Source organism: Caulobacter segnis (assembly GCF_029543125.1).
Classification (GTDB): Bacteria; Pseudomonadota; Alphaproteobacteria; order Caulobacterales; family Caulobacteraceae; genus Caulobacter; species Caulobacter segnis_D.
Window position 1 is genome coordinate 17,639 of the sequence record NZ_JARQWW010000007.1, and the last position, 13,526, is coordinate 31,164.

10 protein-coding genes are annotated in these 13,526 nt (G+C 68.1%); 7 read left to right on the forward strand and 3 right to left on the reverse strand.

Translation table 11 applies throughout. The features are described 5' to 3' along the window. Nucleotides 1–3: 3 nt before the first annotated feature. Nucleotides 4–1,659, forward strand: a complete 1,656-nt coding sequence (locus tag P7B02_RS18250) for a M28 family peptidase (protein ID WP_277787791.1) — start codon at nucleotides 4–6, stop codon at nucleotides 1,657–1,659. A gap of 6 nt (nucleotides 1,660–1,665) precedes the next feature. After that, nucleotides 1,666–2,280 carry a TetR/AcrR family transcriptional regulator gene (locus tag P7B02_RS18255; RefSeq protein WP_277787792.1) on the forward strand — a complete coding sequence of 205 codons (615 nt, stop codon included), beginning with the start codon at nucleotides 1,666–1,668 and terminating at the stop codon, nucleotides 2,278–2,280. Nucleotides 2,281–2,413: 133 nt separating this feature from the next. Here the strand turns inward: P7B02_RS18255 and P7B02_RS18260 are convergent, their stop codons facing one another. Together P7B02_RS18260 and P7B02_RS18265 are read right to left on the reverse strand one after the other, a co-directional pair. Next, nucleotides 2,414–3,514, reverse strand: a complete 1,101-nt coding sequence (locus P7B02_RS18260; protein ID WP_277787793.1) for an SO2930 family diheme c-type cytochrome — start codon at nucleotides 3,512–3,514, stop codon at nucleotides 2,414–2,416. Beyond that, nucleotides 3,511–4,734, reverse strand: coding sequence for a parallel beta-helix domain-containing protein (locus P7B02_RS18265; RefSeq protein WP_277787794.1), 1,224 nt, complete (start codon nucleotides 4,732–4,734; stop codon nucleotides 3,511–3,513). The genes P7B02_RS18260 and P7B02_RS18265 overlap by 4 nt, the downstream gene beginning before the upstream one ends. A gap of 237 nt (nucleotides 4,735–4,971) precedes the next feature. On the opposite strand from P7B02_RS18265, the gene P7B02_RS18270 reads away from it, so the two are divergent. The 3 genes from P7B02_RS18270 (at nucleotide 4,972) to P7B02_RS18280 (ending at nucleotide 11,128) form a co-directional block, all read left to right on the forward strand. After that, the gene (locus tag P7B02_RS18270) at nucleotides 4,972–7,248 is read left to right on the forward strand and encodes an NADP-dependent malic enzyme (RefSeq protein ID WP_277787795.1); all 2,277 of its coding nucleotides are present in this window, start codon (nucleotides 4,972–4,974) and stop codon (nucleotides 7,246–7,248) included. A gap of 75 nt (nucleotides 7,249–7,323) precedes the next feature. Further along, nucleotides 7,324–8,979, forward strand: coding sequence for a sensor histidine kinase (locus tag P7B02_RS18275; RefSeq protein WP_347276667.1), 1,656 nt, complete (start codon nucleotides 7,324–7,326; stop codon nucleotides 8,977–8,979). A 106-nt stretch (nucleotides 8,980–9,085) separates the two neighbouring features. Then, nucleotides 9,086–11,128, forward strand: coding sequence for a S9 family peptidase (locus P7B02_RS18280; RefSeq protein WP_277787796.1), 2,043 nt, complete (start codon nucleotides 9,086–9,088; stop codon nucleotides 11,126–11,128). Nucleotides 11,129–11,198: 70 nt separating this feature from the next. Here P7B02_RS18280 and P7B02_RS18285 read toward each other — a convergent pair whose 3' ends face one another. Continuing rightward, on the reverse strand, nucleotides 11,199–11,627 hold the full coding sequence (locus P7B02_RS18285) for a hypothetical protein (RefSeq protein WP_277787797.1): 429 nt from the start codon (nucleotides 11,625–11,627) through the stop codon (nucleotides 11,199–11,201). Nucleotides 11,628–11,771: 144 nt separating this feature from the next. Between P7B02_RS18285 and P7B02_RS18290 the strand changes: the two genes are divergently transcribed. Then, nucleotides 11,772–12,920: an acyl-CoA dehydrogenase family protein gene (locus P7B02_RS18290; protein ID WP_277787798.1), complete on the forward strand. Its 1,149-nt coding sequence runs from the start codon at nucleotides 11,772–11,774 to the stop codon at nucleotides 12,918–12,920. Between the two features lie 141 nt (nucleotides 12,921–13,061). After that, nucleotides 13,062–13,466 carry a hypothetical protein gene (locus P7B02_RS18295; RefSeq protein WP_277787799.1) on the forward strand — a complete coding sequence of 135 codons (405 nt, stop codon included), beginning with the start codon at nucleotides 13,062–13,064 and terminating at the stop codon, nucleotides 13,464–13,466. Nucleotides 13,467–13,526 lie beyond the last annotated feature (60 nt).

Consider the following 13,526-nt stretch of genomic DNA (forward strand, 5'->3'; position numbering starts at 1 on the left):
ATCATGCGTCTGCGCACCCTCGCCCTCACCACCGCCGCCGTTCTGTTCGGAGGCTTGGCGCAGGCGCAGACGGTCGATCCCGCCCGGATGTCGGAGATCACCAAGGCCCTGTCGTCCGATCCGTTCATGGGCCGCGCACCCGGCGGTCCGGGCGAAAAGCCGACCATCGACTACCTCATCGCCCAGTTCAAAGCCGCGGGCATGGAGCCGGCGGGTGAGAACGGCGGCTGGACCCAGCGCGTGGCCCTGCTGCACACCTTCGCTCCCAAGGATGCGGCCATGTCCTTCGCCGTCGGCGGGCAGGCCATGCCCCTGCGGCAGGGCGAGGAGATCAGCGTCCTGTCCCTTCGCCCCACCGACCGCGTGACCATCGCCAAGGCGCCGATGGTGTTTGTCGGGTACGGCGTCTCGGCGCCGGAGCGCGGCTGGGACGACTACAAGGGCGTCGACCTGAAGGGGAAGGTCGCGGTCTTCCTGATCAATGACCCGGATTTCGAGGCGAAGGCTGGCGAGGACCCGATCGGCAAGTTCGGCGGCCAGGCGGCCACCTACTACGCCCGCTGGACCTACAAGCACGAGGAGGCCGCGCGTCGCGGCGCCATAGCCTCGATCATCATCCATGAGACGCCGGGCGCCGGTTACGGCTGGACCACGGCGGCGGCCAGCAACGGCGAGGGCTTCGATGTGGTCCGCGCCGACCCGGCCAAGGACAAGGTCCTGCTGCAGGCCTGGCTGAGCCGCGAGACCGGCGCTGATCTGCTGAAGCGCTCGGGCCAGGATCTGGAGGCGCTGAAGGTCGCCGCTCGCCGCAAGGACTTCCAGCCCGTGGTTCTGAAGGACGCCACCTTCTCGGCCGACTACGCCCTGAAGCATGAGCAGGTCGACAGCCAGAACGTGCTGGGCAAGATCACGGGCGCCAAGCGGCCCAACGAGTCGATCATGTACGCCGGCCATTGGGACGCCTACGGCATTGGCCCGGCCTCGGCCGACGGCAAGACCATTCGCCCCGGCGCTCTGGACGACGCCATCGGCCTGGCCGGGATGATCGAGATCGCCCGCCTGTTCAAGGCCGGCCCGGCGCCGGAGCGGACCGTGATGTTCGCGGCCTGGACCGCCGAAGAACGCGGCCTGCTGGGCAGCGAATACTACGGCGCGCACCCGACCCTGCCGCTGGAGACCACAGCCGCCAACTACACCATGGACGTGCTGCAGACCGCCGGTCTGGCCAAGGACGTGGTGCTGATCGGCTACGGCCAGAACGAGCTGGAGGCCGACCTCGCCAAGGCCGCCGCGAAGCAGAACCGCGTGGTGACGCCGGACGCCAAGCCGGAGCGGGCGCTGTTCTATCGCGCCGATCACTTCTCGCTTGCCCGTCGGGGCGTGCCGGTCCTGCTGCTGATGGGCCTGGGCGGCGGCCATGACCTGGTCGAGGGCGGCCGCGCGGCCGGCGACGCCTGGGTCGCCGACTATACGGCCAAGTGCTACCACCAGACCTGCGACGCCTGGAGCCCGAACATGGACTTCCGGGGCGCGGCCCAGGACGCTCAACTGCTGTTCGAGATGGGCCAGGACGTCGCCAACTCCAACCGCTGGCCCGACTGGAACGAGGGATCGGAATTCAAGCCGATCCGCGCCCAGTCCGCCGCCGCGCGAAAGTAGAACCCGATGACGGTGATGGAAGGCCTGCGGCTGGTCCCTCGGCAGGAGCGGGCGCGCCAGACATATGAGCGCTTGCTCGACGTTGCGGGCGAGCTGCTGGGCGAGGTGGGGATCGAACGCATCTCCACCAACATGATCTGCGCCCGCGCGGGCATGACCCCGCCGGCCCTCTATCGCTATTTCAAGGACAAGTACGGGATTCTGGAGGCGCTTGGCGCGCGGCTGATGACGCGCCAGAACGAGGTGCTGTTCGCCTGGCTCGACCGGCACGCGCCGAACGGGTGGGCGGGGCTGTCGGAGAACATCGAGGAGCTGATCCTCGCCAACGCCCAGGTCACCGCCAGTGAGCCCGGCGCGATCTGGATTTTGCGGGCCCTGCGCGCCGTGCCGCAGCTCGCCCATGTGCGGCTGGAATCGCACCGTCTGGTCAGCGACCGGATGGCGGACGTCTACGCCCCGCTGATGCCGCACCTGCCGCGCGACGTGATCTGGCGCCGGGTCCGCCTGTCGGTGGAGTTCGGCTTCAGCCTCGAGGAGATGATGGCCGAGGAAGACCGCATCCCGCCGGAAGCCGCCCTGGCCGAGGCCGCGAGATGGTTGCGGCGGGTTTTTGAGGACTGATCCCTTCTCCTCCCCCGCAAAGCGGGGGAGGAGGACCACGAAGTGGTGGAGGGGGCGAGACTGGGCTCAGAGCGCGCGGACGCCCCCTCCGTCTCGTCGCTGACGCGCCGATCCACCTCTCGCGTACGCTTCGCTACAGGGGAGGAAAGTGTGTCTTCATCCCCGCGATATACGCCCGCACCAGCTCCACCCCCTCGCGGTGGGTCACGCTGCGGCCCAGTTCGGGCATCATGACCCCGGGCTCCTTGGACGCCATGCGGTAGGCCAGGATCGAGGCGTCGGGATCGCCTGGCTTGATCGACACCGCCAAGCCGCCCGCGCCGCGTCCGGCCGCCACCGGGTTCTTGCCGACGCCCAGGTGGTTGGCGCGCGTCTCCTCCAGATCCAGGAACAGCCCGCTGTTGGACGCCATGCCGCGCGGGTTGTGGCAGTGGGCGCAATTGGCGTCGAGATAGGCCCGCGCCCGCGCTTCCAGCGGCGCCTTGGGATCGGCCCAGCGGGCGGTGGTCGGGATGCGGGCCGGCGGCGGCGCGCCCTCCAGCAGGCCGATCTTCGTCCATCGGGTGATCTGGTTCGCCTTGTCTCCGTTGTCTCTGAAATCACCCTTGGCGCTGTAGTCGAATTCTCTGTTGAGATTCCGCGCCTTGGGGCCGATCGGGGCCACCTGTTTATCCAGCGAATGACATTCCTTGCACTGGTTGGTGTTAGGCACGGCGTAGTCCACGGTATGAGTCTGGCCGTGGACGTCGATGAAGCTGATGTCCATGCGCGCCCCGGCGCGCTTCAAAGTCGCCTTGGTCTGCTCGGCGTTCCACACATAGGTCTGGGCGACCCAGCCGTTCGCCTTGCGGATCAGCAGGCGCGTCTCGACGAAGCGGACGTTCTCGTTGGGGCGGCGGAAGTCGGCCGGATAGGCGAAGGTCTTGATCAGGGTGGAGCCGACGGGGAAGTCGAGCGCGCCCTTTTCGACGTAGCGAACCTTCTGTCCAGGCGGCACGAAGACGTAGCGCAGCTTCTCGGCATAGTCGCTGAACAGCGGCGTGTTCAAGTCGTAGGGAACGACGCCCGCCGCCGGATGGCGCGCGCCGGCGTCCTTGAAAAGGCCATAGGCGTCAAGCGTTTGCGCCGGAGTCTCGGTCAGCAGCAGGTCGGCGGCGACGGGAGCGGGCGGGCTCGCCGCCGTCAGGGCCAAAAGGCCGACGGCGGCGACCGCGAGGACGCGCAGGAGGCTCACGAGGCGAGCTTGGCCTGTTTCGCCGGCAGCACGACCGTCGCCGGCTCGGCGATGGCGCCGCCGGCCTGGACCGTAGGCTCGACCCCCGGCTTGGCGGTGTCCATGGCCGCCGGGGCGGCGAGGTTGAGGTTCAGCACCGGCCCGTCGGTCAGGCGCATGTTGGCCGGGATCGACACCTTCTGCGCCCCCTTGGAATAGCTCGTCACCCCGTCCCACAGGATCGGCGGGATCACCCCGCCCACCGCCTGGGCCAGCTCGGCGCCGCCCGGAAACTGGGGAGAGAACCCGTTCTTGCCGATCTTGTTGTCCCGCACCACCACCTCGCGGGGCAGGGGATTATAATCGGCGTCGTCATACTCTTTCTGGAACGCCACCAGCATGACCGCGGCGGTCTGGTTGTCGTCGATCTCGTTGCCGTAAACGTGAACATTCCGGTTCGCCATGACCATGACCCCGGTGCCCGTCGGCACAGAGGCGACGATGTTCCCCTCGGGCGCGAAGTTGGCGGTGTCGTTTTTCACCACCTTGTTGCGGAAGACGCGGACCGAGTGGCCGTCCTTCTGCGGCAGGCTGGGCATGTCGAAGACCAGGATGCCGCCGGCGTTGCGGGTCGCCAGATTGTCGAAAACGTCGGCGTTCCAGCAGTTCTCGATCTCGATGCCGGCGACGTTGAACTCCGCCGTGCTGTTCTTGACGATGATGTTCTTGGACTGGCCCACATAGATGCCGGCGTCGGAGGCGCCGCGCACCACGGCGCGGTCGACCAGGACGTTGGTGGAGCTGACCGGATAGACGCCGTAGGCGCCGTTGCTTTCCTTAGGCCCGCCGGTCCATTCAACGCGAACATTGAGGAAGCTGATCTGGTCGACGCCCTTGGCCTTCAGCCCGTCGCCCTTGGAATCTTCAACCGCCAGGTCGCGGACCGTGACCTTGTCGGAGGTGATCAGCAGGCCTTCGCCCGCGCCCTTCTGCCCCGCGAAGGACAGGACCGTCTTGTCAGGACCCGCCCCGCGCACCGTCACATTGTCGATGTCCAGCGACAGGCCGTCGGTGAAGACGAACTTGCCGGCCGCCAGCTCCACCACGTCGCCCGGCTTGGCGTCGAGCAGGGCGGTCTGGACTTTCTCCTGGGCGTCGCCGTCCGGCGTGACCTTGATGACCGCCGCATTGGCGGCCCCGGCGATCGCCCACAGGCTGACCGCCACCATAAGATTTCTCATGACCCTGCCTCCCACGGCTTTTCTTACGTCGCTGGCGTCGAGGCCATGCGTACTGACGTCATGGGATAGCAATGATTATTGAAATGCAATGGGCCGGTGCCGAAGAAGCCGCCAACTAGGGTTTTCGGCGGTCAGTCAGGGAAAAGGGGTTGCCCCGACGGCGCCGGGCGGCGATGGAACCGCAACAGCCGGCGCAGACCGGTCTAGAAGAAACCGGCGCAGCCAGACAGGGCGACGATGAAAGACGATTTCCGCAAGGCCGCACTTGACTACCACCGCCTCCCCCGGCCCGGGAAGCTGAGGGTCGAGCCGACCAAGCGCATGGCGACGCAGCACGACCTGGCGCTCGCCTATTCGCCGGGCGTGGCCGCCGCATGCGAGGCCATCGTGGCCGATCCGGAGACCGCCCGCGACTACACGGCGCGCGGCAATCTGGTGGCGGTGATCTCCAACGGCACGGCCGTCCTCGGCCTGGGCAACATCGGGCCGCTGGCCGGCAAGCCGGTGATGGAGGGCAAGGCCGTCCTGTTCCAGAAGTTCGCCGGCATCGACGTCTTCGACCTGGAGGTCGACGCGAACGACCCCGACCTGTTCGTCGAGGTGGTCGCGGCCCTGGAGCCGACCTTCGGCGGCATCAACCTGGAAGACATCAAGGCGCCGGAGTGCTTCGAGATCGAACGCCGCCTGCGCGAGCGGATGAAGATCCCGGTCTTCCACGACGACCAGCACGGCACGGCCATCGTCTGCGCGGCCGCCGTCCGCAACGCTCTGGTGCTACAGGGCAAGGACCTGAAGTCGATCAAGCTGGTCACCTCCGGCGCGGGCGCCGCCGCCCTGGCCTGCGTGGACCTGCTGGTGGCCATGGGCCTCCCGGCGGAGAACGTCACCCTCACCGACATCGATGGCGTGGTCTATGAGGGCCGCCAGGCCAACATGCCGCCGAACATGGCGCGCTACGCCCGCAGGACCGACGCCCGCACCCTGGGCGAGGTGATCTCCGGCGCGGACGTCTTCCTGGGCCTGTCGGCGCCGCGCGTGTTCAAGCCGGAATGGCTGCCGCTGCTGGCGGACAAGCCGCTGATCCTGGCCATGGCCAATCCCGAGCCGGAGATCCTGCCGGAACTGGTGGCCGAGGCGCGTCCCGACGCGATCATGGCGACCGGGCGCTCGGACTATCCGAACCAGGTCAACAACGTCCTGTGCTTCCCCTTCATCTTCCGGGGCGCGCTGGATGTGGGCGCCACCGAGATCAACGAGGCCATGAAGGCCGCGGCGGTGGAGGCCATCGCCTCGCTCGCCCGCGTGGAGGCCAGCGAAGTAGTGGCCGGCGCCTATGGCTCGGCCCCGGTGTTCGGCTCCGACTACATCATCCCCAAGCCCTTCGATCCGCGCCTGATCCTGGAGGTCGCCCCCGCCGTGGCCCGCGCCGCCATGGACAGCGGCGTCGCCACCCGGGCGATCGAGGACTTCGACGCCTATCGCAGCGAGCTGGAGCAGTTCGTTTATCGCTCCGGCCAGCTGATGCGCCCGGTGTTCGACCGCGCCCGCAAGTCGCCGGCCCGCGTGGCTTACGCCGAGGGTGAGGACGAGCGCGTCCTGCGCGCCGTGCAGGCGGTGCTGGATGAGGGTCTGGCCCGTCCCGTCCTGATCGGCCGCCGCGAGGTGATCGAGGCCACGACCCGCTCGCTCGGGCTGCGCTTCAAGATCGGCAAGGACGTGGAGGTGTTCGACCCCACCGCCGACCGCGAGGTGTTCGATCCCCTGGTGGCCGACTACCAAGCCCTGATCGCGCGCAAGGGCGTGCCGCCCCTGGCCGCCGCCCGCCGCGTGGCGACGCGTCCAACCGTGGCGGCCGCCATGCTGCTGAAGGCCGGGATCGTCGACGCCGCCCTCGTCGGCGGGGCCGGGGATTGGTGGAAGCACGTCACCTATGCCCTGCCGATCGTTCCGGCGCGCAGCGGCGTGGACCGCATCTCGGCCCTGTCGGCGATCATCCTGAACAGCGGCACCCTGTTCTTGACCGACACCCATGTGAACGTCGATCCGACCGCCGAGCAGATCGCCGAGTCGACCCTGCTGTCGGCGGAGGCGGTGCGCCGCTTCGGCTTGGCGCCGAAGGCGGCCCTGCTGTCGCATTCCAGCTTCGGGGCGTCCAACTCGCCCACCGCCCGCAAGATGCGCCAGGCCCTCGGCCTGATCCGCGAACGGGCGCCGGACCTGGAAGTGGACGGCGAGATGCACGCCGACGCGGCCCTGAGCGAGGCCCTGCGCGGCCGCTTCGTCACCAGCAGCCCGCTGACCGGCTCGGCCAACCTGCTGATCATGCCCAGCCTGGATGCGGCGAATATCGCCCTGACCCTGCTGAGCGCGGCGACCGAAAGCCAGATCGTCGGCCCGCTGATGCTGGGGCTGTCAAAGCCGCTGCATGCCTTGGTGCCCAGCGTGACGGCGCGCGGCGTGGTCAACATGACCGCCCTTGTGGTCGCCCAGGTTCAGGACCAGGCAAAGGCCTGACCTTTGCCTTGACCGGCGCGTGCGGGCATGCGTGCCTGCATGTGGCCGTGTGCCGGGCTAGGGAAGTAAGCGGACGTGCGTAAGACCAGGATCAAGCCGGCGCCGACGGTTCGGCGCCGATTGCTGCTGATGGCGGTCAGCCTGATCGCTCCGGCGCTGGTCTTCATGGGTCTGCTGGTCCAGACCGAATACGACAACAGCCGTCGCCGCTTTGAAGAGCAGCTCGTGGCCATGACCCGGGCCCTGGCGGTCGCCACCGACCGTCAGATCGCCCAGGGCACGGCGACTCTGCAGGCCCTGGCGGTGTCGCCCGCCCTGGCCGAGGGAGACTTCCCCGCCTTCGCCCGCCAGGCCCGGGCGGCCACGGCGCAACGCGACGGCTGGATCGTCCTGATGGACGAGCAGCGGCAGGTCGTGAACACCCATGCGCCCCCGGGGACGCCGCTTCCCATGGTCGGCATTCCGGAGCGGGGATTGCCGGCGCTGCAGTCCGGCCGGACGCTGGTGTCGAACCTCTATATCGGGCCTGTGGCCGACCGGCCCATCATCGTCATCGCCCTGCCCGTGCGGGTGAAAGGCAAGCTGTACGCCCTGGGCTACGTGCAGGAGCCGCGGGCCTTCCAGTCCATCTTCAACGCCCAGAAGCTGCCCGCCAGCTGGACGGGCACCATCGTCGACCGCGAGGCGGCGGTGGTGGCGCGCTCCAAGGAGGCTGACAAGTATCTGGGCCGGCACGCCAGCCGCGACATGCGGACCGCCATGAAGAAGGCGGAGCAGGGCGTCATCCAGAGCAAGACCTTGGACGGCACCCCGACCCTGTCGAGCTTCGCACGCTCGCCGGCCTATGGCTGGGCGTTCATCGTCGGCGTTCCCCGGGCGGAGCTGGAGGGGACGATCTTCAAGTCCCTGGCCCTGTTGTCGGCGGCGTTCCTGACCCTGCTGGCCCTGGGCGTCACGGCGGCGATCATGGTGTCCCGCCGCATCTCGCGGGAGGTGGTCAGCCTGATGGGCGACGCCGCCGCCATCGGGCGCGGCGGCGTGGTGCAGGAGCGTCCCCGCGACCTCTTCGAGACCGCTGAGGTGCGCGGCGCTCTGCGGGAGGTCTCTCAGGCCCTGGCGGAACGGGAGAATGAGCGGCAGGCTGCCGACAATCGCCAGCAGCTGATGATCAACGAGCTGAACCATCGGGTGAAGAACACCCTGGCCACCGTGCAGTCGCTGGCCTGGCAGAGCCTGGGCCGCAAGCATGACCGGGCGCTGTTTGACGCCTTCGCCGACCGTCTGGCCGCCCTGTCGCGGGCTCATGATCTGCTGACCCGGCGGGTGTGGGAGAACGCCGAGCTTGAGGATGTGATCACCCAGACCCTGGAGCCCTACGGCTCCCGCGCTCGCGGCGAGGGGCCGGAGGTTCACCTGGCGCCGAATGCGGCGGTGACCCTGAGCATGGTGTTGCATGAACTGGCCACCAACGCTGCCAAGTACGGCGCCCTGAGCAGCCATGACGGCGTCGTCGAGGTGCGATGGTCGGTGGAGGGCGGGCGCTTGAAGATCCTGTGGCGCGAGCGGGGCGGTCCCGTGGTTCAGAAACCTGCTGGAACGGGCTTCGGATCGCGCCTGATCGAGTCCAGCATCCTGCGCGAGTTCGGGGGCGAGACGTTCGCCGAGTACAGCCCGAAAGGCCTTGAGCGCGTGATGATCCTGCCGCTGTCCGACCGGGTGTCGCTGGGCTGATCTCGTCGATCCGCGTTTTATTCACCGCGCCGTCGCAATCCGACTCCACAAGCTCCGTATACGATCTAGTCTCCGCCGCCTGTTCACCCAGGGGGAGTACGCTCTAATGCGTCGTGCATCGCTCGCGGCCTTGCTGCTTTTGGCCACCGTCTCGCCGGTCGTGGCCGCGCCGGCGGAAGCGCCGGCCAGGATCTTCCAACCGCAGGACATCTTCGGTCTTGAGTATGCGGGCGATCCGCAGATCAGCCCTGACGGCAAGACCATCGTCTATGTGCGCAACAGCTACGACATCATGACCGACCGCGCGAAGCGGGCGATCTGGACCATCGACGTGGCCAGCGGCGCGCACAGCCCTCTGGCGGCGGGCGCCGGCTCCTATGGCAGCCCGCGCTGGTCGCCGGACGGCAAGCGCCTGGCCTATGTCTCCACCGAGGAAGGCCGTCCCCTGCTGTTCGTTCGCTGGCTGGGTTCGGGCGAGGCGGTTCGCGTCGCCTCCCTGCCGCAGGCGCCGGGCTCCATCGCCTGGTCGCCGGACGGCCAGACCATCGCCTTCTCCATGTTCGTCCCGTCGGACGCGCCGAAGCTGGGCGCGCCCCTGGCCAAGCCGGAAGGCGCCCAGTGGGCCGAACCGCTGAAGGTGACGACCGAGATCAACTATAAGGCCGACGGCGCGGGCATCCTGCGCACCGGCTTCACCCACGTGTTCACGGTCTCGGCCGACGGCGGCGCGCCGCGCCAGCTGACCTTCGGAGAGTTCGACGACCGCGGCCCGCTGTCCTGGACGCCGGACGGCCGCTCGATCCTGCTCAGCGCTCGTCGGGGCGACGACTGGCGGCGCAACGGCAATTCGGAGGTCTACAAGCTGTCGGCAGTGGACGGGACGCTGACCGCCCTGACCAACCGCAACGGCCCGGATGATGAGCCCGCCATGTCGCCGGACGGCAAGCTGATCGCCTACACCGGCTATGACGACAAGCTGATGGGCTATCACAACCGCCGGCTCTACGTGATGAACGCCGATGGCTCGAACAGCCGCGTGCTGACCGGCTCGCTGGACCGCAGCGTCGGCTCGCCGCAATGGTCCGCCGACGGCAAGAGCCTCTATGTGGACTATGACGACGAGGGCGTGACCAAGGTTGGCCGCGTCACCCTGGACGGCCGCTTTTCGACCGTCGCCACCGGCCTGACCGGCGAGGGCATGGACCGTCCGTACAGCGGCGGCGCCTATAGCGTGGCGGACAACGGCGCCATCGCCGTCACCGTGGGCACGCCGACCCAGCCGTCGGATATCGCGGTGGTGCAGGGCGGCAAGGTCCGTCAGCTGACCCGCCTGAACCAGAGCCTGTTCGCCGGCAAGTCGCTGGCCAAGGTCGAGCCCCTGGCCGTGAAGTCGTCCTTCGACCAGCGTCCGGTCGGCGCCTGGATCGCCACGCCGCCGAACTTCGACCCGACCAAGAAGTACCCGCTGATCCTGGAGATCCACGGCGGGCCGTTCTCGGCCTACGGCCCGGCCTTCGCCACGGATGTGCAGCTCTACGCCGCCGCCGGCTATGTGGTGCTCTACACCAACCCGCGCGGCTCGACGTCCTACGGCGAAGAGTTCGCCAACCTGATCCACCACAACTATCCGAGCCAGGACTATGACGACCTGATCAGCGCGGTGGATGCGGCCATCGCCAAGGGCTTCGTCGATCCGGACAACCTGTTCGTCACCGGCGGTTCGGGCGGCGGCGTGCTGACCGCCTGGATCATCGGCAAGACCAACCGCTTCAAGGCGGCGGCCGTGCAGAAGCCGGTGATCAACTGGTCCAGCCAGATCCTGACCAGCGACGGGGCCGTGACCCAGTCCAAGTACTGGTTCGGCAAGATGCCGTGGGAGGATCCGGAAGGGTACTGGAGGCGCTCGCCGCTTTCGCTGGTGGGCAATGTCACCACCCCAACGATGGTCGTGGTCGGCGAGCAGGACATGCGCACCCCGGTGGGCGAGGCGGAGCAGTACTATACCGCCCTGCAGATCCGGAAGGTGCCGACCACCCTGGTCAAGGTGCCGGGCGCGGGCCACGGCAGCTTCGCGGCGCGGCCGTCGCAGTCGGCGGCCAAGACCAACGCCATCCTGGCCTGGTTCGACCGCTATCGCGCCAAGAAATAGGCGCGAGCCTGAGTACGACGAAGGGCGGCGAGCTTTCGGCTCGCCGCCCTCTTCGTTTCTGCGTCCGGCGTCAGTAGGAGCGGCAGCTGCCGCGCTGGGCCTGAAGGTCGGTGGTGTCGGAAATGATCATGGCGCGGGTCAGGACGCCGGTGCGCTTGTTGAGCGTCACGATCTCCGCCAGCGAAGCGCGCGTGGCGTTGGGGGCGGTCAGGCCCTCGATCGAAACCTCCGACATTGAGGCGGTCGGGTTGATCGCCGTGAGGGCGCGCACATCGTTCTCGACGATGCGGTAGCTGGTCTGGACCGTACGGACCTGCTCGACGCCGTCCTCGATCAGCTGCAGGCGGTCGCCGATGATGGCGTACTTGTAGAGGCTCTCGGCATAGGTCGGGTTGCGGCCCGATTTGGATTGGATCTGGCAGATCCAGCCGGCTTCGGCGTGGGCCGAGCTTGCGACGGCCGTGGCCGCCAAAAGTCCGATAGCGATGATCTTGCGCATGAGTGCCTCCCCTAGAATTTCCCGAGTAACCAAACTTGGCCTTGGGGAAAACCCCGGTGCGGCAACGTGACTCGGGGGCTCTTCACCTTGGGCGCGTCAGCCTCTAACGTGCATTCAAACGCCTGTTAGAGCGCTGGAGGATGCATGGCCCTGGATCTGGAGACCCGCGAACAACTGCTGGAGGGGGTCCGGCGCTTCGTGGCGGAGCGGCTGCGGCCGCTGGAGGCCAAGGTCGCCGAGGACGACGCGGTGCCCGAGGACGTCATCGCGGAGATGCGCGAACTGGGTCTTTTCGGCCTGTCGATCAGCGAAGACTACGGCGGTCTCGGCCTGTCCATGGAGGAGGAGGCGCTGGTCGCGTTCGAGCTGGGCCGCGCCTCGCCGGCGTTCCGTTCTGTGTTCGGAACCAATGTCGGCATCGGCAGCCAGGGCCTGGCCATGTTCGGGACCGAGGCGCAGAAGGCCGAGTGGCTGCCGGGCATCGCCTCGGGCGAGGTGATCACCTCCTTCGCCCTGACCGAGCCGGAGGCGGGTTCGGACAGCGCGGCGGTGCAGACCCGCGCGACCCGCGACGGCGACCACTACGTCCTGAACGGCGGCAAGCGGTTCATCACCAACGCCGGCAAGGCTTCACTCTTCACCGTGATGGCCCGCACCAATCCCGAGGCCAAGGGCGGCTCCGGCGTCAGCGCCTTTATCGTGCCGCGCGATCTGCCGGGCCTGCATGTGGGCAAGGCCGAGAAGAAGATGGGCCAGCAGGGCGCCCACATCCACGACGTCACCTTCGACAATGTCCGCGTCCCGGCCTCCATGCGCCTGGGCGAGGAAGGGGAGGGCTTCAAGGTCGCCATGCAGGTGCTGGATCGCGGCCGCCTGCACATCGCCGCCGTCTGCGTGGGCGTGGCCGAACGCCTGATCGCCGACTGCGTGGCCTACTCGGCGGAGCGCAAGCAGTTCGGCCAGCCGATCGCCAGCTTCCAGCTGATCCAGGCGATGATCGCCGACAGCAAGACCGAAAGCCTGGCCGCACGCGCCCTGGTCATCGACAGCGCCCGCAAGCGCGACGCCGGCGACAACGTCACCCTGGAGGCGGCGGCGGCCAAGCTGTTCGCCTCGGAGATGGTGGGCCGCGTGGCCGACCGGGCGGTGCAGATTTTCGGCGGGGCCGGCTATGTGGCCGACTACGGGATCGAGCGCCTGTATCGCGACGTCCGCATCTTCCGCATCTACGAAGGCACCAGCCAGATTCAGCAGCTGGTCATCGCGCGGGAGACCATGAAGCGCGGGGGCTAAGGCCACGCTCTGGCGGGTTCCGCCGAATTGCGGCTTACTGCGGCTACGGAAGGGGACGCCATGGCCTGGAAGCGAACCGCAACCTTGGGAACTGGCGACATTCGCGGTACGCTTAAGGGTGGAACGAGAGGTCAAGTCGGCATGCCCAAGCAAGCCAGCGAAAATCCGAACGACGACGCCAGCGAAGACGTCAGCGAACTGTTCCGGCGGATATCCCAGCCTGACCTGGGCTATCACAGCTTTGACCTCGCCCTGCAGGACGAGGACGCGCCGACCGTCGCCGATGTGAAGAAGCTGGCGCGCAAGCTGGATGTTCCGCCGACCAAGCCTGTCGCCGCCGTTGTGAAGCCCGCGGAAGTCCCCCTCGCCAAGCCCGCCAGCCCAGCCGGGGGCGGGAAGCTGCTCCGGGCCTGGTCGCCGGAAGCGCCCCCTGAACCCGAGGCCCAGGCGCCCGCGCCGGCGGCGGCGCCGAAGGCCGACGGCACTGACCTGAAAGCGATGTTCAGCGCCTTTGGAAAGGCGAAGCCCCCGCGTTCGTCACGCTGATCGACGCGCAAAGCACGAGTTGCATTGCCCCCGTGGTTTGGCGGCGTCCATAAAGGGACA